The following is a 23,337-nucleotide window of genomic DNA, read 5'->3' on the forward strand; positions in this document are numbered from 1 at the left end:
AATAATGACATACTATGGAATAGAGCTCATTAGAGCACAACTTAAATAAGGGGTTATTATTTATGAAAGACTTTGAAGTAAAGATACTGGATGACACAGACTATAAGTTCATAGAAGCACTGAAAAGCCTGGGAATGTCAAGGAACGTTGCAACCACTCTCACATACCTTTCAAATGTGCAGGAAGCATCATCTCAGGAAATAGAAATGAGCACTGGCCTTAGACAGCCAGAAGTAAGCGTTGCCATGAGGCATATGCGCGAAAGAAGCTGGATCGATATCCACAACAAGAAAGCAATTGGGAAAGGCAGACCTACAAAGATCTACAAACTCTCTGCACCTGTTGAAGATATCATCAAACACTATGAACAGAAGATAATCGAAGACACAAAAACAACGATGGATGCCATCACTAAACTTAAAGACATTACAAAGAGAATGTGAATTTATTGATAGTGTCCGGTCAATATTTATCCCTGTGATGCAATACACATAATGGTCAAATTGCCGGACACCGCTATTCCATCAACGGGGACAACCTGTTTTTCTTTTAAAATAAGGACAGTTTCCTGGTTTATACCAAGAATGTCCAGTACGTTTTCATAAGTAGTTCCATTCGGAACAATCAATTGTTTACTTGAAAGGTCCGAATTGATCAATTCAATATTGATACTTAAGGTCAATCTGCGATCTCACCATCCGGGGACTTTAGGTCATTGAGGTTTTCCTGTAATAGTTTTGCATCCAGTTCTTCGTTTTTCTTATCACCTTTACGTTCATAGTCTCTTTTATGGAACTTTGACATACGAAACACCTCGAATTAAATCTGCTGCAATAGGTATTAACCTTTTCGGGAAACAAAAACCATATCATATAATCCAAACGATAATATAGCAAGAATAAATAAAATGTTTAAAGTATAGCAGATTATTTAGAAAATTATAAATCCTACCCTTTACAGTAATATTATACATTGAAACCAATAAAATGGTAGTGACAAAAATAGAATGAGCATTAGTAAACAAAACCAAACACTGATGGTACTCCTTGAAGTACTTAAAGAGAAAAGCTCAGTTTTTTGCTATAACAAAGATTCCGGATCTGCAGAAATTATAAGATTACTCACATGCGAGATGGAAAAACAGGAATTTCTGCCAGTGATCTGGATATACTGGAACGAAAACGGACAAATGTGCAGTTTGGATGTAGAAAGAGTAACTTCATTCCATGTGTTCAGGAATTTTACCAGCACATTAATCAAAATCGATAAAATGCTTTCCAAAAGCAAACATCTCATACTACTTGCAGACCTGACTACCTTCAAACCGGAACAAAACAGCCAGCCATATATTCATTTTATTTCAGTCCTGCTTCGCAAGAATGAAGAGTATAACAGTACACTTGTAACAATGGTCAATGAAGAAGAAATGAACCCCCTTATCAGAACCGAGCTTATTCCATATTTCAAAAATGAATTTGTACTAAAAAACAAAAGAATGAAAAAAACAAATGATGAACTTATAGATATCAAATATGATACAAGCAGAAACATTTTACATCTTGAGCCTTACCTGCAAAATGATTTAAATAAAATTAGAGAAATCTTCAGCCTGACCCCGGAAGAGAAAAAAGAACTTGACAGGATAGTAGGTCAGAGCATTGAAGAATACAGGACATCAATGTAACTATCACAGAATATCCTATTTCATCAACTTTTCTGCTATTGTTTTTAACTGAGCACAATAATTGCAGTCAGGATCGTCCTTCATAGGGATTTTCCTGGACCATGCCTTTGCTACTGACTCGTCGTAAGATATAAGTCCAAGTAGCTCTGTTCCAAGCCTGTTACTGAAATCAGAAACTATCTCACTTATCTCATCTTTCTTTTCCAGAGGTATTCTGTTAAAGAGCAGAGTTGCCCGGGTTCCCAGCTTACCGGACATACTTGATAACAGATAGGTACCCCTTATATCCTGAAGGTCAATAGTTGACACAATTGTTGCCTTGTCCACTACATTCATGGTCAGAAGACTTGATTTATTTATTCCCGGACTGCAGTCGAACAGGAAATGATCAATACCATACTTATCCCTTATTTTCCTTACAAGTTCCAGCAGTTTCTCCCTTGCCTCACCCGGAGTATTGAACATGGCAGAGATATCTTCCTCACAGGCTTTAGAAGGAACAATGAAAACATTTGTATCTTCATACCTGTAAACGACCTCATCAGCACGGCAAACACCTTGAAGGAAATCTATCAGCGTCATTTCATACCTGATGTCAAACAACGAATGTATACCAGGACCGTTCACATCCGTATCTATTAGACACACTTTTTTACCCTGCTGCGCAAGCATGACCCCGAGATTTCCTACAAATGTAGTCTTTCCAGTGCCGCCCTTATAAGAATGAAAACTTAACAGCATCAACCTCACCCAAGTAACTTACTAAGTTTGTTTTCAACTTCTTCCACCGCAGACCAGTAATCATTATTCTTACTGTCTATTTTCTTGCTTAAAGAATAATATATCTTTTTACCTTTCCTGTCCCTTTCAATCCATCCAGCCCTATAAAGCTCGTTAAGGTATTTGTTTTCAATAGAGCGATGCCTTCCTGTAATCTCACTTACCTCATCTGCGGTACAGGAGTTCAGTTTAGAAACCGCAAACAAAGATTTGCGGATAGAATCAGGAACTGTGAGAAAAACAGCCATTTTATCATTGACGTGAGGAGAATTACGGGATTCAAGATCAGCCAGACGTAACTCCAGTGATGTCAAACGCTCGTTTATATCACTCAGATATGTTAAAATTCTATTGTTATTATGCAGGTCAGACATGATTATCAACGTCGAGAAAAGTGATTTGGATGTTATATCCAATTTAATAGGTCTGATAATATATAAAGTTGCTCAAATACGTTTGAAAAGATATTAATAATGATTTTTGATCTGTTTAGATTTACGACAAACTTATAAAATATCCCAACATATGAGAAGTAGTGGACCGCATGAGAAAACCATTCTATGTCACAAAAATGGATATTCTTCTCCATGGGGGACTTATAAAACCATCATCTGTTCTTATCGCAGGCTCATGTGGAACAGGTAAGACGACCCTATGCTTGCAGTCATTGTTCAATGCCGCAAAACTTGGAGAAAAATGCGTATATGTTTCAATGCTTTCCGAATCAAGGGACAAGATAATCCGGGATTTGTCTTCCTTCTCATTCTATAATGAAAAACTGATAGACGAAAAAATAAAGATAGTTTCCATCAATTCAGACGTCGTGGCAAAAGGAGATTTTGCCATATTCGAATATATGAATGAGAATGTACTTAAAGACAAACCATCCCGGGTTGTTATTGATACCATTAATATCTTTGAGGACATTGAAAGTACATTTGATGAAAGACCATTCCATAAGTTCGAATTAAGATATTTTATCCAGAATCTGTTCCAGGAATTTGATGAGAATGACATACTACTCATGGCAACCGGAGAAATACCTGCTTCAAATATACAATCCAGTATATGGTCATATATCTTCGATACAGTAATTGTACTTGGCACCGATATTGAAGAACAAATACCCCATAGGTATCTTGAGATAATCAAAGAACGAGGGAGTGATTTTACAATGGGGAAACACAAATTCACTATCACAGATGATGGATTCGTTTTTTTAAACTGCCAGAGGAACCCGGTACCTCCAGGATAACGTATTCAGATCAAAGATGAAGATCCAGAGCTTTGAGTTCACGCTGGCTGTGATTTTTAATTATATTATTAAGTCTCATACGCACATTCTTTATTCCATCTTCACTCGTAAAATGAGAAAGGACATCAGTGAGCTGGTCTATCATGAACTGATAATCACGCTCTGTCCCCGAATCCCTCAGTTTTTGCATTGCACCTTCAGCTATTTGTGAAGTCCACTCGTCATTTTTATAGTAGATCTTATCATCAACTTCAAGCTTCTTTCTTGCAACATCGTTATTGACCCTGGTAAAAATAAGTTCCACAGTATGCGGATCGCCCACGAATTCATTCATGAATTGCATAATATCCATTACAACTTCAAAATAAGGAATTTCAGGGTTCTCACAATCCTTGAACATCTGCATTAATTCAAGTCGTATATTCCTTTCTGCAGGCTTGAGGAGATAACTTGTAATATCATCTATTACAGCAGCACAACTCTCAACACCCATATTAGCCGACAGTTCATAAGTATTGCCTGACAATGCATTGTATCTACCATAATATTTCAATAAATTCTTACGCAATCGCTGCATATCTAAATTTGCCAAGACATCACCTGAATCTTTTTATCATTTATTAAATTTCAAATCCCTTAAGAAATGAATCCATTTCGTCCATGAGTTTATTATCCAGAAGCTCCCTTGAATTTTCAAAAAGCTGCTGGAAATCTCTGAGCTCTTCCTTTGATATGGACTTACCCATATTGTATTTAAACTTCAGTGCCTCATATCTTCCTATAAGCTCAGGCATGACCATTCGCGGATAACTGCCAGCCATGACTTTTAATGTATCCTTAGCCCGAGGATATGGAAGTATCAGGTAATCCTTGTATCTGGGAGAAAGGCCATTGTTATTTGGATTTAACCGTTTGAATTTCAGCTTATCTTTAAAGAACCTGGCTGCTCCCGGGTTGTCAGGCAACGTAATAACATTAGTTTCTAAATTTTTGACAGCAATCGCAAATAACAAACGTCCAATGCCTACATGACGGTGTGCCGGATGGATCTCTATGCTCCTGAGAAGATGAACAGAATAGTTCACAATATTCGTTTTGCCCCTGTAGGTCTTCTCTGTTTCATCGGATATTTTTTCAAATCGTGCAAAACCCAAAAGGTGCTCAGAACCCTGGATAGCAACAAAAAGTGAATGTCCCGAGCTTATTGAACTTTTCAGCAGGAAGTCATATGGCATACCAAACTTATTATGGAAATAATTGAAACCCACGTTATTGGCGTGTCCAATATCTATATTGAGCTGATCCACCGATGAGCCTGTTTCCAATAAACCATAGCTGACATGTCCAGCCATATGTAATATGCTCAAACCTTCAATCGACATTCTAGATCATCTAATATTTCAAACATTAACTGGATCTGCAACAGAGTAGAAAGTATATCTTCCTTTTTTAGTTGAACTAACGAGTTGTTCCTGTTCCAGATATGACATTACAAGGGAAAGTTTTTCAAAATCAATTGAAACTCCATTTTCATTGATCTGTTTCTCAAGCTGTTTAAGGGTCGCAGAACCAAGAATCAAGAGCTGCCCGGTAATGACATCTTCTATCGGGATATCTGAAAATCGCCTGGGTTTTTGCTCTTCTGTAACATTTAGATGATATGGTTCTTCCTGCACTACTGAAAGATCATAACCCGTTTCCATTATATCCCGAGAGTTGAACACATTCTCCTGAAGCTGCTGCTGTTGAGAGGTGAGTATATTTTCCTGAACTTGTTGCTGTATGGAAGCAAGCATATTTTCCACACTGGCTTTGAAAGATTCCATCTCACCGGATATAGCTATTATATCCTCTCTGCTGGCTTTTGAACCAACCATTTCTTCGATCCTTGACAGATCAGGAGCCTCAGTAAACTCAGATACATGATTTTCTGCAAGGGTAGAATTCCGGAATTCGACCAGATTTTTGTTCAGCTTATTAATCGCTCTTGTATGCAGATTAACAGCTTTTGCTATACTTTTCATCTGTTCCCTTATATCAATGAGTTCCTGTGATTTTGAAGTGGCATCCTCAAGCTGGTTGTTTTGCAGTTCAGCTATAAAACTGACATTTTCTGTAATATTGGACAATTCATTCTGGAATACACTAATATCAGCAACTATCTTATCAATGGAATGCTCATGTAACACCACTTTTTTAATAGTGTATTCCCGGCTTCCTGTTTCAACAAATGAGCGGAAATCCTGTGAATTATAATTTGGAACATGCTGGAAAAGTATTTTGAACAATTCTATATAGGTCCCATGTATCTGCTTTACAGAAACTATTTTGGAAGATATGGCATCAGAGAGACCTCTTATTATGAAAGAATCGTTCTCAAATCTGAAAAAATCGACTCCTGCACTGAACTGGCGTACACTCTCCCTGGCCTCTTCCACCATTTCAGCAGAATCTCTGTCGCCATACACACCAAGCATGGCGTTATAAATATCATTCAAAGTCTTTGCATAAGTGATCTCAAGGACATCCGGCGGAACCTTTGTAGCATCCAGAGATTCGGCATTTATTGAATCTTCTGCCTGGACAACACGTTTCAGTCTCTTGGAAAATTGAGCAAAATCCTTTTTGAGCTGTTTTAACTCGGCCTCATCCGCCCTTGTGTGAAGATTATTTTCTATAGAAGATAATAAACTTCCGTTTGAATCCAGAACTTCATTCATCTTTGTCTGAAGCTCCGTGAACCTTTCCTCAAATGCAAATAACCGGGACTGAAGTTCATCATTGAGTGCTTCAGCTTCTTTTAACCTGGACAACACATCTTCATCTGTTTCCTGGAAAACAGATTCATGGGAAATATCAGAGGAAACTCCAAAGTCATTAGTATCAACCAGTCCATCCACATCTGTGTTTAGAACGACATCATTAGGCATAATTGCATGATCGTCTGTTTTCATTGCTTCTTTGCCTCCATAGACATGGTCTCCTTGATCAGAGGGATTTAAGACACATATTTCATCATTCATAACAGATCACCACATCATACGAAAGACTCAAGTTTGTGTTTTATATCCGGTATCCATTCAGCCTCACAGATATCTGCCACATAATCACCATGCAGAGGACGTATCTGATCCCTTATGATCATTTCAACAAGCAAAGGCCACAGGTCTTCGGTCATCCATTTTGGAGATGAGGCAATCTCATTGAAAGCCATTGCAAGCACCTGTTCAACCTCTCCCCTGCCCATGACACCGGTGATCTTCTCTTTTATATCAGCAAGAAGTTCCATGTTCTTTTTGTACTCCGAAGACTGGGTGTACATTTCATTGAAAACTATTTTAGACAATATACGCAACTCATCAGCTACTTCCGGAGGATAGCTTGCTAACTGCTCTGCAGACATGGGACGCTGTTCAAAGATATGTTGTATCACATGTCTTGCAATGGTTATCTTATCCATGTTTGCTGACAGATCGACCTTTCCCGTGAAAAGGGAGATTAAAAGCGCTCCACGACCAACCGAAGAGAAAATGACAGTACCGAAGTCATATTCGATGACAGATTCTTTAAGTCCCATTGCAAGCTGCTGGCTCACATGAAGCAGGTTATGGCTGATAAGGTTTGTAAGCTCAAATATTTTAGGGCCGATACTATCCGGTATGTAGGATGCATATATCCTTCCATCTGCACCTGCAAACAAAAGCACATCCACATCACTGGATTGGTGTGTCCTTTTCAGCTGTGCGACCAGAGCAAACTTCAGAAGAGAAACATCCTCAAGGTCATCTTTTGTTTTTTTAATTGACACGTCAACCCACCTCATGCAGTCACTGGACAAATTCTTCCAGTTCACTTAAATTGTCGATCTCTATAAGGCCTTCATCATCTGAAGATGAAACATCATCCAGCTCAATATTGTCAACATTCATGGTTACACCGGAGATATCACTGACATCCAATGGAACTTCCGAAGAGAGAGTAGCTTCTTTTCGTCTTACAAGATCCTCTTTTGTCAATGCATCATTAAGACCCTGGGATTCGAAGAATATCTGGAGTGTTTCCTTCGGAGAGAATGGATATGACCAGTTCTCCTTAACGTAAACAAGGCGATCAAGCATCTTTTCGTTGGCTCCAAGATCTGCGGCCGTTCTTATAGCTTTGTCAAAGATATCATCATATTTGCGTACATCTTCAGCAGAGACCAACGGAGTGGTCCTTACAACAACGCCGACACCACGCACAAATATGTACGGATATACCTCTTCACCATGCCTTGTGGCACGCATCTTTATGATTTCAAGAGCCCTGTTAAAAGCACCTCCAATTGGCCTGTAAGTAAGGTGGACAGCACCATCTGACATGTAAATTGGAATCAGCACATCCTCACCAACAGTCTCCCCGGGTGTAGAATGTTCTTCAGTTGTAATAAGGACAGGACCAAGCTGTTTTAAAGTATAGAACAGCTTTGTGATAATCTCACGCTGTTCCTGCTTGTCCTGTACAGCCCATATAAGGGGAGTTAAAGGATCAATTATAACGCGGGTCTTTACTGCATAGTTTTTATTAGCTTCCACAAGCGCTGGGAGTTGCTCATCTACAAGCTTTACAAAATCCCTACCTTTTGAATGGAAAAAGAACAGCTCCTTGCCATAGTACTCATCAAGATTAAAACCAAGCATCTTTGCTTCACGCATGATCTGTTCCGGAGGCTCTTCCATACTTATGTAGAGTCCATTTTCACCATGCTCAAGACCATAATTCAGGTATTGCATTGCAAAAGTAGATTTTCCGGTACCACTTGAACCAACAACCAGAAGAGTCGTATTATCACGTACTCCGCCTTCAATGACCCTGTCAAGACCTGCGATCCCGGTTGGTATTCTCCTCTCACTACTCATCTCAGCACCTCCAGAAATCCGAGGTCCTTTATTTTATGATCTGAATCTGGAAGCAGGGAGCCATCCTCGATCTTAAGTATAAGAGATTCATTACTGTCAAATGGAAAACTCTTTTCTATATATACCGACTCAATAGCATGCCCTATTATCAACATACTATCGCTAACATCAACCCATCCGGTATCATTCTTTTTAACAACATTTTTCAAAAGGACATTGTTGCTCTTTTGGTCTATCCTTACACACTCGCCCCTGTAGTGTGAGTTATCCGTGATCACCCTGACAAATTCACCTATGAACTCTCCCAGGTGATTATTTAATGAAACTGATCTGTAACCTGACATCATATCCCTACTGATTTTTTTTCATTTTTGCAAGAAGTTCGGCAAAACTATCGGTCTTTTTGGCTTCTTCCTGCAGTTTTTTAGTCTCCTCGGAGACAACAGGTGCAGGAGGTACAACTCCTACGTTTTGCTCTGACTGTACTGTTTTGGCCATTGCGCCAAAAGCACCGCCAAAAGTATTGTGCGTGGCAGCAATTGAAGAAAGTTCTTCTTTAAGTTTCCACGGAGGATCGAATTTCTTTTCATCGACTTTTATTGTACTTGCAAATTGCATGTAAGCAGTGCCTATTTCTGATAAACGGCCGTTTTCCAGTAATTTGTATACGGTCAATGCCCGTACCCTGTCCTTTAATTCATTATCATCGACCGGTGGCCTGACACCTGAGAGTATCATCTTATCATACTCATCCAGCATCACCTGGTATGCGGATATAGGCTGGAGGTCCACTTTGAATTTGCACGCAGAATTGCCATTTTTGATACATTCGATCTCTTCAACTGAACACTCAAGTTCAAGATCCTCTCTAAAGAACCTGTGAAGGGCATCTGTTGTAGCTACACACACTTTCTGGTTGTTGAGTGCCGGATAGAAATTACACACAGGGTTGTTGGGAACTGCAAAAATGTAATGCATTGGAGCATATGAGATCAATTGCATGTTACCGAGACCGATTTCCCGGAACATTTCCATATGGAAACGATAAAGTGAAGTGGCTCTTATCGCCTCAATTGTACTTGCCTTGAGGAATTCCCTGGTCCCACTCCATGGAACTTTTACTTTAGGGAACCTTTCGCTGATGTTCTGCTGTAATTTGAGCAGTGCACCAAAAGCGCCCATAGACTGTGCAAAACTACCATCTGATATCGAAGGAGGACCTCCGGCAGAGGCTGTCATGAAAGGAGGAAGGCCAGGATCTGCCATTTACAATGCCTCCTTTTTGGTGATCGGATTCATCTCACATCATCTCCCTTATTTGCTTTTGACCCTGTTCTGTAAGTGTTCCTGAAGTGTCACACAAATTCTGCTCCCTCAGACTCTTAAAACTGTTAGTCAGTGTGTCGTTATCAACACCTATGAAGAAAACCAGCTTCTGTAAATCATTTACACCTGTGTAAAGCATGTAAAGAAGCTTTTTATCAACATCAGTAAGCGATTGTTTTTTCGGAGGTGTGCCACACATTGGCTGAAGATAGGTCTTTAACGTATTGATAACGGCTTCATTGCCTGCCAATAATGCAGTGGCTGAAGCTGTTGCTCCTTCTACGACAGATGATGGCTGAAGATAATCTATCATGAGTACATGTGAAGTACCGATAGTCCTCTGTGCTTTCATCCGGATAGGATCAGTGACCTCTCTGCCTACCATTGTAATGCTTTTTAGAGGTATTGTTATCCATCCTCCTCCTTCGGAGAACCACAGGTTCAAGTTGGTAAGATATAGAACACCCTTTTCCCAATTATCGGAATACAGGGAATTACCCATCATCACTGCTTTATAAATATAAGTTAAATCTACTTTTGCGATACCCTGCTCTTGAGCCATTTGGAAAGACCCCATACTAATAAATTATATATCTAGTATTATAATTATAGTTAATATTGTATTGACTATATTAATACTCTTCTGTTGAACAATAAAAATAACATAATTTTGTTTTTTAAAAATATATAAATATGGCTTTCAAATAAAAACAGTTTCTAGATCAAACTTAGAAAGTACGTATTGAAAACAATTAATTGGAATGAAGAATAAAGAAATATCCTCTGATTTCTTATGTGAATGGCTTTTTAAGGGGAAGGAAATACCGTTCAATATGGCAGTTTGCACAAATAAAAGCAGTACCTTTCTTTTTACCTATGACTTGATATTTATATACTATAGAATGTCCGCATTTGCAGGGAGACATCATTTTTTGCTCCCCGACAAACTTACCATCAAATACCACAGGACCCTTTGGGTCAGCAGCCTCTTTATTCTGAGATAGAACCGGAAAATCATTTTTATCTTCGGCAGCAACAGTAGTATCAATAACAACAGATTCAGTTAATGTTGGTGTCCTAGTACACTTATTCATAGCCTCAATACCTGATTCCTTCGGGAATATCTTCATCCTGCATGATCTGATGTTTTCTTCAAGTAAAGAAATGCCTTCAAAAGATAGCAATTCCTTCTTATTATCTTCCAATATGAGATAACCGGGATAATTACTGAGATTAACCGGAGAATTTACAGGCGGTTCTACAAAATTGAGAGATTCAAAAAACATCTTTGCAGTCTTGTTCACAGGCTTTGTTATTATGTGACCAAGAAGTATGCGGGATATAAGGAAAAACATATTTTTTCCCATACCCCTCCTTGCAAGCTGCGGAGATACCTCAATACCACGCAGCACATACACAGGTTTTCCATCAACTGAAGAACAACTCCATTTTTCATTCATGGACCATCCGACAACAGTATTACCTGATATTGCCAGCACTAATTCCACCGTAGGTCTTTTAAGCCAGCTGTTAAAATTTGAAAAATAATCTGCCATACCAAGATATTTTCTGAAATAGCTGAACTCACCTATCTTCAACTTGTCCAGCTCAAAAGCATGCTCAAGTTTACAAAAAGATATACCATCTTCAGTTCTTGCAAGTTCAAACATTTGATCAACTACCTGTTAAGTTCGGGTCCACAAGCCCCAGTATGGTTCCAGCCTCATTTTCAGAAGGGACAAACTATTGTTGAAGTCTTTTCTGGTTTTGGCATGCCTTGAAGCAAGCAGGTCTATCTGGTCTACTTCATCCTTAATGTTGCTTTCGCCTGTCAATGCACGCAGTACAACGGACGTAAGCAGACCAAGATCTTCGTGATAACCACCTTCCAGCAAAGTTACAATGTTCCATTTACTTGCAAGTTTAAATATAATTCGATAGTAACCATCGATTGTTAGGTTCAGTTTGGTCAGAGACTCCTTATAGTAAGCATCAAAACCACATTCAAGGATAACTATCTGGGGATCGAACTTTGTAAGTACTTTTTCTACCACTTCATCATAGAATATACCATATTCAGGATTACCGGATTCCGGAGGCATTTCCATATTTATACAATAGCCAAGTGCAGGCCTTGCACCAATATCCCGGATAAAACCCTTGTACGGATAAAGAGTGGACTGGTCCTGGTGGACAGATATGCAAAGGACGCTTGGATCAGTCTCAAATACAGCATATGTCCCATCAGAAGCATGAGCATCGATATTTAAGATCGCAATTCGCTCAAAGCCGTGTACTTCCTGGAGATACCTGGCAAGTATGCCAGAGTTATTGAAAAGACAAAATCCACTGGAAGCATCGGGTCCTGCATGATGCCCAGGAGGACGTATCAGGGCAAAAGAATGTTTGCACTTACCCGTGGCAACAAGAATTCCTGCGTTCAGTACACACCCCACCGCCTGCAAGAGGACTTCATAAGAAGAAGGACATACATATACATCCTTACCAGGACTTGATCGGGGGTCTTTTACACAGGACTTTATAAATTTAATATACTTAACCGTGTGAACACGCAGTATATCCCTTACAGAAGCTGGCTCTGATGCATAAATATGATAATGAATGCCAGTTACAAGATCACTGTTCGCAAGGTATTCAAGTATATTCCTTATACGGGATGGGTTTTCAGGACTTGGAAAACCATTAAGAAAAGAGTCATGCAAGTAATGATTCTCATTAAAGGTTATTCCAACAGGGATCATCAGGACACCTGCAAGGAAAGTATAGGACTATTCTTTTTGGACTCAGCTATCTTTTTCTGAGTATCAGCAAATATCTGCTTTTGCAGATTCATTTTATAACTGGAAATTCCCTGGCGGTCACTGACCGGATTGGGCTTCCCGTGAAGAGAGCTAAGCACACTATGGCATAGCTGACCATTGAAATCATGATAACCACCTTCCATCAGAAAAACCATTGGCCCATGGAATACAGAACGTATCTTTGAAGTCATCTGGTGATAACCTTCTGAATCCAGGGTCAGCCCGATATTCTTTTCCTGGTAATATGCATCAAAACCGCAGCTGAATATTATGAATTCCGGAGCAAAATGACCAACCAGTGGAACAACTACCTCGTCAAACGCCAGCATGTATTCATCATTACCTGCACCCTCTGGCATCTCAACATTCATAGTATACCCTTTGCCTGCGTTTTCCCCTATCTGTGTACTAAAGCCTTTACGGGGATAGAAACCATGCGGGTCCCTGTGGAGGGATATGAACATGACAGTCGGATCTTCATAAAATATCTCCATTGTACCATCACCAGCATGAGCATCCCAGTCAATTATCAGTACCCTTCCTACATTCCTGCGACGCTGCAGATGTCTTGCAAGAACTGCTGCATTGTTGAACAGACAAAAGCCTCCGTACTTCTGGGAACTGGCATGATGACCCGGAGGACGTGCAAGCACAAAAGCATGAGAGAATTTCTGTTCAATCAGCAGATCACCTGCTTTTATCGCAGCACCTGCAGCCATCTTTGCAATGTCATAGGAACTTGGCGTCATATAGGTACTGTCGCCTAAAAACCCTCCTCCGGCATATGCATAGGAGCGGACAAAAGAAATATATGATCCATCATGGACCCTTAAAAGATCAGCTTCATCCGCCATTCCGAAGTCATCTATCAATGTACATGTACCGTCATTGAAAACCTTACTCTTTTCCAGATACCACATAGCTTTAATAAGACGTTCCGGTTTTTCATGTGTATTAATGGACAGTGATGCAGCATCATGCTTTATATGATCCTTGCTATAAAGGAAGGCAATATTTACAGGTGAACTGGGAATGTTTTCTTTTATAAACGTTGAAACTTTCTGTTTCCCCATATCCGAAATGGCAGAAGATGATGAACTGGAGAGAGTACTCCGGACTTGCAGAGGTTTATCAATTTTTTCAGGTATTGTTTCTTTAGTAGCTCCTTTGTGAGATGACACCAGAGAGGAATGGGCTGTTTTGAATTTATCAATCCCACTAAATTGCTTCTTTGGTTCTGATTTTACTGGTTCCTGTGTTTTCATTACAGCAGTACTTGGATCAACCACAACATCATTAGATGATGTTCCTTTCAACTCCGGAAGAGTTCCCTGTTCATTTAAGATTATTTTATCCTTTGCCGGCAAAGGAAACTCATGTACATTACTATTACTTGGATCTACAGAAAAGAAATCTGAGTTTTTAGGAATCTTTTTGAGAATCGCAGATACGGCTTCTGAATAACGCATATCTGCTTTGATTTCAGCAGGGTCCCCCATATCCTCTATCTCAATTTCAACTGATTGATATGCAACATCATCAAAAACTCCGGAAAGGACATCCGGAACTATAGTAGTAACATTATTACCGCTGGGTTCATCGACATCTTCAGGACCGTCTTGTTTTTTATCTGTATGGTCAATGAAATCTTTTTTGGAAATATCGGCGATTTCCACTTCTTGATTAGTTTTTGTTTCCTGAACTTGCATACTCTGTTTTTCAATGATACCTGACTGTACCAACTCAATGAGGGAATCCTTTTCTGATAGATCATCAGTAGTGCCGGTAGATTGCTTTCCATCAAGATAAGATGAAAATGCTTCATTCAGTTTTTTCATAATATCCGGAGATATCTGCTTTGAAGTATCTCCTGCTCTGTTATTATCTGATGACATCAATACCACCCGCAAATATCATTGAACCTGCAGCCACACAGGATCAAGTACGCCTATGTATTTTGAAACACCATATTCAAATATCACAGTTGGCTCCTCTATAGACGCCCAGCCTGTCAATTTAGGTGTCAGCACCCAGGTTCTTTTTACAGTTTCACCTGGAGCAATGTTGTCAAAGAAGAGATTTATATTCTCAACTTCTAAGGAATTTGCAAATTTGGCCTTGACTGCAAAATTATTATACGGTTGCTGTGTGAAATTTTTTACCCATACATCCACACCTGTGACCTTACCGGCAGTTATCTGTTGGGCCGGGACGAACCTTATGTATTGCGCTATGGCTTCTTTTTGCAAAGGAACTGCACCTGAAACATCTATTGTCCGATTATTATTTTTTTTCTTAGCTTTGTCTTTCTTATCCAGATAAAAACCTGTACCAAGCATCACAAAAGCAAACACAGATATAATCGGTGCATTATCAACAATTACATCAATTGAAGTGCTTTCCACTTCAATGTTGACCAACTCAGCATTTTCAAATGACAACTCTGAATTGAATGAGACCCTTGTTATGATCCAGCCTAGCTCACTGTCCTGCAACCTGAAATAAATAGGTACAACAGTTGTAGCTTTTACATTTCCGGAAAGGTCAAGTGTTGCTATGGGACATTCAACATTTACTATAGCAAGATTATCGACTATCTCATGGGAAACAATATTAACTTCGGTGATACTTCCCGGCCCTATGCCTTTATTCTTAAATATCATTGTGATGCTTGCAGGCGCAAGGAAGTCCTTACCTGTATACAGAGAAAAAGCCAAACCAGGATCGTCTTCGTTGACAGCAGTCAAAAAATCCATAACCGTTGATTGGACTGATTCTTCTGGGGATTTGGCAATACAACCACTATGAAAGATAGCTGCCGCAAGGACAAGGAAACAAATGATGTAGGATGACCTGTGTTTCATATGAGCACCGTAAATCGATAAGTGATTAGAGAATATTTTTATTGAGATTTATTTATTTTATTCGTTCTAATTATATATAATGCTATTGACGCAAGTATGACCTCAATTGTAACCAGAAGGGGCAGGAAGAAGCTGCTTTTATAAATGGGCTTTTTCTGCATTGTGACATATGCGGCGTATTCAAATGCAGGCCTGTCCTCCATCATAAAGGAACGTATGCCACTTACACCCGTGATCACTACACGCCCATCCTGTACAGACTGTGAGACATCATCAAGTCCATCATATGAGACTAATTCCATGCCCGAGGGAAGAATGAACCTCATGTTGTCGATGAGCGGATGACCGAGTACCCATACATTATGCGCTCCATTGGAAATTGTTGAACTCATATCATATAGTACTATTATTGTCACATTCAACTGAGAAGTATCCACCAGACCTTCTGCACCTTCAAACTGAAGCTCAATAGAATCGATTTCCAACGGTAGTGAGTTATTATCTATTATAATATATTCTAATAACTGTGCCTTTCGGTTTAATAGATAGCTTTCCCTGAATACTTCGACCTCTGAAGTATTGACATCTCCACTATCGTCTGTATCCAGATCCCCTCTGAAATCCAGCGCATCTTCAAGGGTATATGTTTCATGTATCGTGAATGTTATAGATCTCTCATGCATTTCGATGTCATTAGTAAATGAAACATCTGCTGAAGCCTTTGCAGCAAAACAGCAGAATAATAAAATAAAAAGTATAAGAATAGTTCTTTTGCTCATATCATCCCTCATAAAATATAAAAACAGTCCCCCTCATGGATAGAGCTGGACTGCTTCTCTTGTACCATACGACGACGGAGTCAAAAATGTTGCCATTGTCATTGCACCTGATTCTGGTGTAAGTACTATTGTTACACTTGTACGTGGCCCGATGTTAAGACTAGAATCCTGCTGACCACCTGCGGTGTTTGTTTCGCCTATAGTAGCAAATGAAAGATCACTGCCCGAGACAGTGGACACATAGACGATCGCAAGGTCCCCTGTGTTCATAATAGGATTGCCCTGGGTGAATGACATGTCCTCGTCCCTGATCTTCTGTACTGTGAAGAAATACTTTGCATTGTGACCGGGTGTTGTCTGTGTGCCTTTAAGCAAAGCCTCCAGATTAGCACTTGCGGCAGTGGCATCTGAAGAGAAATTGGTCATCTTGTAATCATGGGTCCGGTCGTTGTTCGCGTAAAGCAGGTCGTTGGTGTTAGAGCCATCTGAGACGGTAACTATCAATTGGTTAAGGTCTACAGGAGAACTCCCGACATTCAAACCAACCCGTATCTTCATCAGAGAGATATTGCCTGCCATATCAGTAACATTGTTCTTTGCCCGGATACCCTCTATATTCTTGACGACCAGGTTAGATGAAACTTCCTGGGTTGCCTGTTTACCGGTTGACTGGGCTTGTTGCTGGAGAATGCCGGATGTCTGTATAAGCACAGAAGCGGCTACCGCAGCAATTAGCACCATGGCGATGAATATAATAAGAGTACCTATACCCACCTGAGCCCCAGTATCAGTGAACATTCTGATTTTTGTGTTTGTCTCCATTGAAACCATCTCCGTGTAAATAAAATGATGTGCAGTAATCTACACATCATGAATTACATCACGGATACAGCTGTACATTTTCCTTGACGCCATATGATGAGGGAGTTACAAACTCAGCAACAGTGGCTGCACCAGATTCAGGTGTCAGCACAATGTTCACCAGAGTCCTTGGAACAAGTGACAGGTTTGAGGTTTGGAGATCTCCTGATGTTGACCCAATCTCGGTGAGGGCAGCGCCTGTGGAAGATGTTGTTGAGATGTATACCACAATAAGATCACCTGTGTTCATCACGGGGTTACCCTGCGAAAAAGAAGAATCTTCATCACGGATTCTATCGACGGTATAGAATTTAGTAGGGTTGGTACTTTGAGTTAACAATGCTTCCAAATTATCTGCAGATTCATTACTACCTGAAAAACCAGTCATCGCCCCATATGATTTAGTGTTGCCTCCATAGACAAGATTATGTGCAATACTACCATCTGTTATTGATATAACTACCTGGTTCACGTCAACAGGAGAACTTCCTACGTTGAGAGCTACCTGCAGCTTGAGCAGGTCAATAGTAGATGACAGACTTGCGCCGGTTTTTGCACGTACGCCTTCTATATTCTTGATCATCAGGTTGGATGATACTTCCTGAGTTGACTGCTTACCGGTTGACTGGGCTTTCTGTTGCAGTATGCCGGATGTCTGAATGAGTACTGCTGCAGCAACTGCAGCAACGAGCACCATGGCGATGAATATGATAAGAGTACCTATACCCACCTGGGCCCTGGTATTTTTCTTTAAATTAAACGCTTTGTTTGCTTTCATGTACAATCCTCCTATTATCCAGATATTTTTGGATATGTAAATTATATATAATATAGATATATATAATATTTGGTTGGAAATGTCAAACAACAAACATTATCTTTTTGTACTATTAGATTATTAATATATAATAATAAATAAAAATACTGTATGAGGTTAAGAAATGAGCGCAGGGTTACTGTTAAATGCAACTATCTGTTTTGCAATAACCATATCTTCATTTGCTTTTGCATGGGTACTTGCCCAAAGCGATTCGCAACACAACAACAAAAGTAGACCTGCGCTCTGGTCCCTTATAGCTTTATGGTCGCTTGTTGGCCTGACATATTTGCCTACAACAGTACGGATGATTGCAGCGTACATGGACAACCAGCAACTGGACCTGATCATGTATTATATAGCTTCAGTGCCTTTCTCTTTCGTTGCCGTGCCATTGGTCTTTTTTATCCTGTATGTAATTATAGGAGACCAGAAGATCAGCAGTTATATCTCGTTACTTTTTGTCCTGTTTGGTGCGGCCTACCTGGCATTATTCTATTCCAGCGGAGTCATTGGCCCCACTATCACACCCCTTACTTCCCTTTTCACTATCAACAGCGATATCGCAATTAACATCTATCTGATAGGACTTTTTGTAATACCTACTGCAATGATAATAGGACTGCTTTTCCTTATCTTCCTCCAGCGTATGCCAAAGAGGCTGCGCTACAGGACCGCATTGCCCCTGGTAGCAATCTCATTTGTCTTTGATTTCATGCTTACAGACATGATCACACTTGATGATACTATGCAGCTTGCAGCCAGGATATTTGTTCTCATTGGCACAGTACAGGCTTTCCTTGCATACTTCCCCCCAATGACCCTGCAGGAAAAACTCGGGATTAAAAAATATGAGTACATCCTCTGCGAAAAAGAGGAAGAAGAAGACTATGACGAGGACGGTGTAGAGGGGAGTGATATCAATGTCTGAAGATATCGATGTCAAACTGGAGCAGGAAGTTGCTGAATTCTACCAATCACTTGGCATACATCAGGGACCTGGAGATATACAATACAGGCTGATACTCAAAGTCCTTGGTAAGAACGAAGGCAGGATCACAGAGTTCTCAGAGATACGTGAATATACAGATATGTTCGCAGACAAGGGGAGCATCGGAAGCAAGATGAAAACTATCTTCCAGCTTGAAGGCCTGGCCGAGAAGGTAAAAAGAGGCGGCTATATTATTACTGACAAAGGTATGACAGCATCTAATTTCCTCAAGGACACGACAACATTCTATAAGAAGAACAAGAGGATGGGCGAGATAATAGAAAGAATGCCCTAAAAATCCATCCGGAACAGCCCAATACTTTTCATTTGCATCTCTTTTGTATAACTCTATTACATTCGTTTTAGGAACTTTGAAGATCCGCATTCAAAGGAGAATTTACGGACTATTAACCCCTTATGGAAATCTGTGAAAGGACCTTAATTCATTTATCCGGCAAAAGCATTTAGTGGATGTGCTTACAGAAGATGACCATATCTTCAAATTGGATCGATATTGCATTAAGATAATAGTAGAACCCATGTTCAAAGAACACTGATATGAGGGGAAAATTATCTGACCTTCACACCAGAATAAGAATCCAAATCGTTCTAAGTTATTTTTATCTGCTTTGAAGAAGACCGTATCGGACTTTGAAACGCTAACCTACAAGAGATATAATAGTAAAATACGTTATACAGAATATCCTGTGAACTTTGCAAAAAAGAAAGAAAAAGGTGAAAATCACCTTATGGATAAAGTTGTACGTTCTCTTTGATCCCGTATGAAGATGGGGTTACGAAATCCGCGATTGTTGCAGCACCTGCTTCAGGAGTTAATACAAGGCTCACTGTAGATCTGGGTCCGACAACAAGACCACTGTCCTTTAATCCAGTAGTGGTTAGGGAACCTACATTTGCAAAGCCTGTGTCACCAGAGGCAACGGTGGATATGTAGAGCGTCACCAGGTCACCCGTATTCAGAATTGGCTTTTCCTGTGTGAAAGAACTATCTTCATCGCGTATCTTTTCCGCAGTGAAGAAGTACTTCGCATTAGCACCAGGAGTACTCTGATTAGACGTCAGCAGCTTTTCCAGATTTGTAGATGCAGTAGCTGATGTCGAGAAATCTGCCATCGCATTGGTATGAGTTTTGGCATTATTCGCGTATATCAGATTATTGGTCGTGGTACCATCGGTTATGGAAATAACAACCTGGTTCACATCGACAGGCGAACTTCCAACATTCAGGCCCACGTTGAGTTTCAGCAGAGATATATTGCCTGCTATGTCACTAGCACTGTTCTTTGCACGGACACCCTCAATGTTCTTGATCATCAGGTTGGACGATACTTCCTGAGTTGACTGCTTACCAGTAGCCTGTGCTTTCTGTTGCAGGATACCGGATGTCTGTATAAGTACAGCCGCTGCGACAGCAGCAACCAGGACCATGGCAATGAAGATGATAAGAGTACCAATACCCACCTGGGCGCGCGTATTCTTCCTGAGATACATTTTGTTGTTTGCTTTCATAATACCTTCCCCTTAAAAACATGTACAGACAGATCGTACATGCCTCAATTTTATGGATACAGTTGTACGGTCTCCTTGACACCGTATGAGGAAGGTGTTACGAATTCAGCAATGGTGGCTGCACCTGATTCAGGAGTCATTACGATGTTCACCATAGTCCTTGGAACAAGGTTCAGTTGTGAAGATACCAAGGTTGCATTTGCATCAAGGGAACCCATATAATCATAAGCAGCACTATTTGCAGCGGCGGATGTTGTTGCAAGGTACACAATAATAAGGTCACCAGTGTTCATCACAGGATTTGCCTGGGAGAATGACTGATCTTCATCACGTATCCTATCTACAGAATAATATTTTGTTGGAGCTGCAGAAGTAGTCAGTAATGCCTTCAAATTGACAGTAGCATCTGCATCATCAAAACCAGTCATCTGGCCATATGTCTTGGAGTTACCTGCATATACAAGATTATGTGCAATAGTACCATCTGTGATGGAGATAACTACCTGATTGACGTCAACAGGTGAACTTCCGACGTTAAGGCCTACCGAGAGCTTGAGCATGTCGATGGTAGCAGATGTATTAGAAGCACCGTCCGTTGAACGTACTCCTTCTATGTTCTTGATCATCAGGTTGGATGATACTTCCTGGGTTGACTGCTTACCGGTTGACTGCGCTTTTTGTTGCAGTATACCAGATGTCTGAATAAGTACTGCAGCAGCAACTGCTGCAACAAGCACCATGGCAATGAATATGATAAGAGTACCAATACCCACCTGAGCCCTGGTATTTTTCTTTAAATTAAATGATCTATTTGCTTTCATGTACGATCCTCCTCTTATATCCGTATATTTTTGGATATATTACTATTATAGTAATAAATAATATAAATACCATTTGGTTGGAAATATCAAACGGCAAACTAGTAACACTTGCACAATGAAAATATATAAATAAAATAAATCTAATACATCCCTGAGGCAGAGATGAATCCGGGACTCCTGTTAAATGGTACTATATGTTTTGCAATCACATTATCATCCCTTGCATTTGCCTGGGTGCTTTCCCGGCACAAGGAGAGATATAAAGAAAATAGCAAACCTGCACTTTTTTCACTTATAATTTTCTGGACCATTGTAGGATTGACATATCTGCCAACAGCGTTGAGGATGTTTGCTGCCTATGTAGGTAATCAGGAGATCGATGCTGTCCTTTATTTTATAACAGCAATCCCGTTTGCCTTTGTATCAGTCCCTCTGGTTTTTTTCATTATATATGTGATAACAGGCAGTATCAGGATAGGAGAGTATATAGCACTGGTATTCACCCTAATAGGAGCGGCTTATCTTGCTTTTCTGTATAATAGTGGAATAGTAGGACCAGTCGTGACAGAATGGGGCTCAATATTCATGATCAACAGTGATGCAGCCATAAACTTGTACCTTATGGGCCTTTTTGTGATACCTACCTCAATGATATTGGGGTTATTGCTACTCATACTGTTGCAGAGGATGCCAAAAAGGATACGTTACAGAACAGCGCTTCCATTAGTTGCCATATCATTTGTTTTTGATTTCATGCTCACAGACATGATAGCAATAATAGATGTTATGCAGATGTTTGCAAGGATATTTGTATTTATAGGTACAGTGCTTGCATACCTTGCGTATTTCCCACCAATTACAGTCCAGGAAAAATTAGGTATTCAGAAACAAACGAACAGCATCCAGTATAAGGATTATGCAGATCCTGACATAGAGTTCTTTTTGAAAGATAAAAGTGGAAACCCTTAATAGAACTCTGCCCATAGAAATTCCATACGGTAGTACCCAAAATAATAGCACATACCGATATTTTTAAATAGAATATTGTTCATGTACATTTTTGTACATTAAAGAACAAAAGTGGTTATTAGATGCACTCAGTCATATACAATATATTAACTTCTACTGAAAAAAGAATTCAAGAAATAGGACATAATTGCGAGCTCAAAAATAAAATAAAAAAAATAGCTGAGAAAAGAGATATTATCACCGCCATAAACGAAAAAAAATCTCAGAACAAAGTAGCTGTCATAGCAGAAATCAAACCTTCTTCACCCGGAAAGAAATTAAAAGACATACAGCCCAATGATGCTGCAATGATAGCACATGAGATGGAAAGGGCGGGTGCTGTTGCAATATCCGTACTTACCGAACCCGAGTTTTTCCACGGTTCACTCAGTAATCTGGAAGCTGTAAGAAAAACAGTTTCCCTGCCTGTATTACGCAAGGACTTTATAATTGACAAAGCCCAGTTCAATGAGATAGAAAGTGACCTTATGTTACTGATAGCAGGTATACTCGAAGATAATCTTAATGAAATGGTTGATATGGCTATATCGAACGGATTTGAACCGCTTGTTGAGATCCATAATGAGGAAGAACTTAAAGAAGCCCTCAACACAAAAGCAAGGCTTATTGGCATCAATAACCGTGACCTTATTACTCTGGATATCGACCTGAACACCACCCTCAATCTCGCCCCCGTTATAAAGGAATTTGATAAAGATAACAACTCACACCACACCATAATCAGCGAAAGTGGGATGCATAGCACAGAAGATATCAGAAAAGTGATAAAAGCAGGAGCAGACGCAGTGCTTGTAGGCACTTCTATTATCAAAAGCAGCGATGTCTACGCGAAAACAAAGGAACTTATTGATGCACTTGATTAATTAAAGAGACGGAGAAG

Annotated in this window: 28 protein-coding genes; 7 read left to right on the forward strand and 21 right to left on the reverse strand. The window is 39.9% G+C overall.

The annotated features are described in order from the left end of the window. Window positions 1-62 precede the first annotated feature (62 nt). Window positions 63-443, forward strand: coding sequence for a transcriptional regulator protein (locus BB781_RS00495; protein WP_094226541.1), 381 nt, complete (start codon window positions 63-65; stop codon window positions 441-443). A gap of 26 nt (window positions 444-469) precedes the next feature. Here the strand turns inward: BB781_RS00495 and BB781_RS00500 are convergent, their stop codons facing one another. Together BB781_RS00500 and BB781_RS16285 are read right to left on the reverse strand one after the other, a co-directional pair. After that, window positions 470-682 (reverse strand): hypothetical protein, encoded by a 213-nt coding sequence (locus BB781_RS00500; RefSeq protein WP_094226542.1) that lies wholly within the window; start codon window positions 680-682, stop codon window positions 470-472. Then, a complete protein-coding gene (locus BB781_RS16285; RefSeq protein ID WP_277985471.1) occupies window positions 679-804 on the reverse strand; it encodes a hypothetical protein in 126 nt (41 codons plus the stop codon). The genes BB781_RS00500 and BB781_RS16285 overlap by 4 nt, the downstream gene beginning before the upstream one ends. 202 nt (window positions 805-1,006) lie before the next feature. On the opposite strand from BB781_RS16285, the gene BB781_RS00505 reads away from it, so the two are divergent. Further along, on the forward strand, window positions 1,007-1,684 hold the full coding sequence (locus tag BB781_RS00505) for a hypothetical protein (RefSeq protein ID WP_129582591.1): 678 nt from the start codon (window positions 1,007-1,009) through the stop codon (window positions 1,682-1,684). Between the two features lie 15 nt (window positions 1,685-1,699). Here the strand turns inward: BB781_RS00505 and BB781_RS00510 are convergent, their stop codons facing one another. Together BB781_RS00510 and BB781_RS00515 are read right to left on the reverse strand one after the other, a co-directional pair. Beyond that, a complete protein-coding gene (locus BB781_RS00510; RefSeq protein WP_094226544.1) occupies window positions 1,700-2,425 on the reverse strand; it encodes a MinD/ParA family ATP-binding protein in 726 nt (241 codons plus the stop codon). A gap of 5 nt (window positions 2,426-2,430) precedes the next feature. Next, window positions 2,431-2,847, reverse strand: coding sequence for a helix-turn-helix domain-containing protein (locus tag BB781_RS00515; RefSeq protein ID WP_164997735.1), 417 nt, complete (start codon window positions 2,845-2,847; stop codon window positions 2,431-2,433). 161 nt (window positions 2,848-3,008) lie between these two features. On the opposite strand from BB781_RS00515, the gene BB781_RS00520 reads away from it, so the two are divergent. After that, window positions 3,009-3,719: an RAD55 family ATPase gene (locus BB781_RS00520; RefSeq protein ID WP_094226546.1), complete on the forward strand. Its 711-nt coding sequence runs from the start codon at window positions 3,009-3,011 to the stop codon at window positions 3,717-3,719. Between the two features lie 10 nt (window positions 3,720-3,729). Here BB781_RS00520 and BB781_RS00525 read toward each other — a convergent pair whose 3' ends face one another. The 15 genes from BB781_RS00525 to BB781_RS00595 form a co-directional block, all read right to left on the reverse strand. Further along, complete coding sequence (locus BB781_RS00525) at window positions 3,730-4,311, reverse strand: hypothetical protein (RefSeq protein WP_094226547.1); 582 nt, start codon at window positions 4,309-4,311, stop codon at window positions 3,730-3,732. A 28-nt stretch (window positions 4,312-4,339) separates the two neighbouring features. Beyond that, window positions 4,340-5,101, reverse strand: coding sequence for a GNAT family N-acetyltransferase (locus tag BB781_RS00530; protein WP_094226548.1), 762 nt, complete (start codon window positions 5,099-5,101; stop codon window positions 4,340-4,342). A gap of 18 nt (window positions 5,102-5,119) precedes the next feature. Next, a complete protein-coding gene (locus BB781_RS00535; protein WP_094226549.1) occupies window positions 5,120-6,742 on the reverse strand; it encodes a hypothetical protein in 1,623 nt (540 codons plus the stop codon). 14 nt (window positions 6,743-6,756) lie between these two features. Further along, window positions 6,757-7,527 carry a hypothetical protein gene (locus tag BB781_RS00540; protein WP_094226635.1) on the reverse strand — a complete coding sequence of 257 codons (771 nt, stop codon included), beginning with the start codon at window positions 7,525-7,527 and terminating at the stop codon, window positions 6,757-6,759. Between the two features lie 19 nt (window positions 7,528-7,546). Beyond that, window positions 7,547-8,617, reverse strand: coding sequence for an RAD55 family ATPase (locus BB781_RS00545; protein ID WP_094226550.1), 1,071 nt, complete (start codon window positions 8,615-8,617; stop codon window positions 7,547-7,549). Next, window positions 8,614-8,961, reverse strand: coding sequence for a hypothetical protein (locus tag BB781_RS00550; RefSeq protein WP_207205223.1), 348 nt, complete (start codon window positions 8,959-8,961; stop codon window positions 8,614-8,616). The genes BB781_RS00545 and BB781_RS00550 overlap by 4 nt, the downstream gene beginning before the upstream one ends. A 7-nt stretch (window positions 8,962-8,968) precedes the next feature. Next, window positions 8,969-9,883, reverse strand: a complete 915-nt coding sequence (locus BB781_RS00555; protein ID WP_094226551.1) for a hypothetical protein — start codon at window positions 9,881-9,883, stop codon at window positions 8,969-8,971. A 34-nt stretch (window positions 9,884-9,917) separates the two neighbouring features. Beyond that, window positions 9,918-10,505, reverse strand: a complete 588-nt coding sequence (locus BB781_RS00560) for a hypothetical protein (RefSeq protein ID WP_094226552.1) — start codon at window positions 10,503-10,505, stop codon at window positions 9,918-9,920. Window positions 10,506-10,734: 229 nt separating this feature from the next. Then, window positions 10,735-11,613: a hypothetical protein gene (locus tag BB781_RS00565; RefSeq protein ID WP_094226553.1), complete on the reverse strand. Its 879-nt coding sequence runs from the start codon at window positions 11,611-11,613 to the stop codon at window positions 10,735-10,737. Between the two features lie 15 nt (window positions 11,614-11,628). Further along, entirely contained in the window at window positions 11,629-12,705 is a 1,077-nt protein-coding gene (locus tag BB781_RS00570) for a histone deacetylase family protein (protein ID WP_094226554.1), read from the reverse strand. After that, complete coding sequence (locus BB781_RS00575; protein WP_094226555.1) at window positions 12,705-14,660, reverse strand: histone deacetylase family protein; 1,956 nt, start codon at window positions 14,658-14,660, stop codon at window positions 12,705-12,707. The genes BB781_RS00570 and BB781_RS00575 overlap by 1 nt, the downstream gene beginning before the upstream one ends. Window positions 14,661-14,678: 18 nt before the next feature. Continuing rightward, the gene (locus BB781_RS00580; RefSeq protein ID WP_094226556.1) at window positions 14,679-15,629 is read right to left on the reverse strand and encodes a hypothetical protein; all 951 of its coding nucleotides are present in this window, start codon (window positions 15,627-15,629) and stop codon (window positions 14,679-14,681) included. 38 nt (window positions 15,630-15,667) lie between these two features. Continuing rightward, window positions 15,668-16,408, reverse strand: a complete 741-nt coding sequence (locus tag BB781_RS00585) for a hypothetical protein (RefSeq protein ID WP_129582592.1) — start codon at window positions 16,406-16,408, stop codon at window positions 15,668-15,670. A 33-nt stretch (window positions 16,409-16,441) separates the two neighbouring features. After that, window positions 16,442-17,230, reverse strand: a complete 789-nt coding sequence (locus BB781_RS00590) for an archaellin/type IV pilin N-terminal domain-containing protein (RefSeq protein ID WP_094226558.1) — start codon at window positions 17,228-17,230, stop codon at window positions 16,442-16,444. Window positions 17,231-17,288: 58 nt separating this feature from the next. Beyond that, complete coding sequence (locus tag BB781_RS00595; protein ID WP_094226559.1) at window positions 17,289-18,047, reverse strand: archaellin/type IV pilin N-terminal domain-containing protein; 759 nt, start codon at window positions 18,045-18,047, stop codon at window positions 17,289-17,291. Window positions 18,048-18,210: 163 nt separating this feature from the next. Here BB781_RS00595 and BB781_RS00600 point away from each other — a divergent pair, with 163 nt between their 5' ends. Both BB781_RS00600 and BB781_RS00605 read left to right on the forward strand, forming a co-directional pair. Beyond that, window positions 18,211-19,017, forward strand: coding sequence for a hypothetical protein (locus tag BB781_RS00600; RefSeq protein WP_094226560.1), 807 nt, complete (start codon window positions 18,211-18,213; stop codon window positions 19,015-19,017). Beyond that, entirely contained in the window at window positions 19,010-19,372 is a 363-nt protein-coding gene (locus BB781_RS00605) for a hypothetical protein (RefSeq protein WP_094226561.1), read from the forward strand. Before BB781_RS00600 ends, BB781_RS00605 begins: the two co-directional genes overlap by 8 nt. 452 nt (window positions 19,373-19,824) lie before the next feature. On the opposite strand, the gene BB781_RS00610 is transcribed toward BB781_RS00605, so the two are convergent. Both BB781_RS00610 and BB781_RS00615 read right to left on the reverse strand, forming a co-directional pair. Next, window positions 19,825-20,607: an archaellin/type IV pilin N-terminal domain-containing protein gene (locus BB781_RS00610; protein ID WP_094226562.1), complete on the reverse strand. Its 783-nt coding sequence runs from the start codon at window positions 20,605-20,607 to the stop codon at window positions 19,825-19,827. A gap of 50 nt (window positions 20,608-20,657) precedes the next feature. Continuing rightward, window positions 20,658-21,428, reverse strand: a complete 771-nt coding sequence (locus BB781_RS00615) for an archaellin/type IV pilin N-terminal domain-containing protein (protein WP_094226563.1) — start codon at window positions 21,426-21,428, stop codon at window positions 20,658-20,660. A gap of 162 nt (window positions 21,429-21,590) precedes the next feature. Here BB781_RS00615 and BB781_RS00620 point away from each other — a divergent pair, with 162 nt between their 5' ends. Together BB781_RS00620 and BB781_RS00625 are read left to right on the forward strand one after the other, a co-directional pair. Further along, window positions 21,591-22,397, forward strand: coding sequence for a hypothetical protein (locus tag BB781_RS00620; protein WP_094226564.1), 807 nt, complete (start codon window positions 21,591-21,593; stop codon window positions 22,395-22,397). A gap of 122 nt (window positions 22,398-22,519) precedes the next feature. Then, window positions 22,520-23,320, forward strand: coding sequence for an indole-3-glycerol-phosphate synthase (locus BB781_RS00625; RefSeq protein ID WP_094226565.1), 801 nt, complete (start codon window positions 22,520-22,522; stop codon window positions 23,318-23,320). The last annotated feature ends 17 nt before the right edge of the window (window positions 23,321-23,337 follow it).

Source organism: Methanolobus psychrotolerans (assembly GCF_002243045.1).
Classification (GTDB): domain Archaea; phylum Halobacteriota; class Methanosarcinia; order Methanosarcinales; family Methanosarcinaceae; genus Methanolobus; species Methanolobus psychrotolerans.

Bases quoted from the DNA above. Each gene is read 5' to 3' on its own strand.
- BB781_RS00580 (WP_094226556.1), bottom strand. From the start codon at position 15,629: ATGAAACACAGGTCATCCTACATCATTTGTTTCCTTGTCCTTGCGGCA.
- BB781_RS00535 (WP_094226549.1), bottom strand. From the start codon at position 6,742: ATGAATGATGAAATATGTGTCTTAAATCCCTCTGATCAAGGAGACCAT.
- BB781_RS00495 (WP_094226541.1), top strand. From the start codon at position 63: ATGAAAGACTTTGAAGTAAAGATACTGGATGACACAGACTATAAGTTC.
- BB781_RS16285 (WP_277985471.1), bottom strand. From the start codon at position 804: ATGTCAAAGTTCCATAAAAGAGACTATGAACGTAAAGGTGATAAGAAA.
- BB781_RS00560 (WP_094226552.1), bottom strand. From the start codon at position 10,505: ATGGCTCAAGAGCAGGGTATCGCAAAAGTAGATTTAACTTATATTTAT.
- BB781_RS00520 (WP_094226546.1), top strand. From the start codon at position 3,009: ATGAGAAAACCATTCTATGTCACAAAAATGGATATTCTTCTCCATGGG.
- BB781_RS00620 (WP_094226564.1), top strand. From the start codon at position 21,591: ATGAATCCGGGACTCCTGTTAAATGGTACTATATGTTTTGCAATCACA.
- BB781_RS00600 (WP_094226560.1), top strand. From the start codon at position 18,211: ATGAGCGCAGGGTTACTGTTAAATGCAACTATCTGTTTTGCAATAACC.
- BB781_RS00550 (WP_207205223.1), bottom strand. From the start codon at position 8,961: ATGTCAGGTTACAGATCAGTTTCATTAAATAATCACCTGGGAGAGTTC.
- BB781_RS00545 (WP_094226550.1), bottom strand. From the start codon at position 8,617: ATGAGTAGTGAGAGGAGAATACCAACCGGGATCGCAGGTCTTGACAGG.
- BB781_RS00575 (WP_094226555.1), bottom strand. From the start codon at position 14,660: ATGTCATCAGATAATAACAGAGCAGGAGATACTTCAAAGCAGATATCT.
- BB781_RS00605 (WP_094226561.1), top strand. From the start codon at position 19,010: ATGTCTGAAGATATCGATGTCAAACTGGAGCAGGAAGTTGCTGAATTC.
- BB781_RS00590 (WP_094226558.1), bottom strand. From the start codon at position 17,230: ATGGAGACAAACACAAAAATCAGAATGTTCACTGATACTGGGGCTCAG.
- BB781_RS00510 (WP_094226544.1), bottom strand. From the start codon at position 2,425: ATGCTGTTAAGTTTTCATTCTTATAAGGGCGGCACTGGAAAGACTACA.
- BB781_RS00530 (WP_094226548.1), bottom strand. From the start codon at position 5,101: ATGTCGATTGAAGGTTTGAGCATATTACATATGGCTGGACATGTCAGC.
- BB781_RS00505 (WP_129582591.1), top strand. From the start codon at position 1,007: ATGAGCATTAGTAAACAAAACCAAACACTGATGGTACTCCTTGAAGTA.
- BB781_RS00595 (WP_094226559.1), bottom strand. From the start codon at position 18,047: ATGAAAGCAAACAAAGCGTTTAATTTAAAGAAAAATACCAGGGCCCAG.
- BB781_RS00555 (WP_094226551.1), bottom strand. From the start codon at position 9,883: ATGGCAGATCCTGGCCTTCCTCCTTTCATGACAGCCTCTGCCGGAGGT.
- BB781_RS00610 (WP_094226562.1), bottom strand. From the start codon at position 20,607: ATGAAAGCAAACAACAAAATGTATCTCAGGAAGAATACGCGCGCCCAG.
- BB781_RS00625 (WP_094226565.1), top strand. From the start codon at position 22,520: ATGCACTCAGTCATATACAATATATTAACTTCTACTGAAAAAAGAATT.
- BB781_RS00565 (WP_094226553.1), bottom strand. From the start codon at position 11,613: ATGTTTGAACTTGCAAGAACTGAAGATGGTATATCTTTTTGTAAACTT.
- BB781_RS00615 (WP_094226563.1), bottom strand. From the start codon at position 21,428: ATGAAAGCAAATAGATCATTTAATTTAAAGAAAAATACCAGGGCTCAG.
- BB781_RS00570 (WP_094226554.1), bottom strand. From the start codon at position 12,705: ATGATCCCTGTTGGAATAACCTTTAATGAGAATCATTACTTGCATGAC.
- BB781_RS00585 (WP_129582592.1), bottom strand. From the start codon at position 16,408: ATGAGCAAAAGAACTATTCTTATACTTTTTATTTTATTATTCTGCTGT.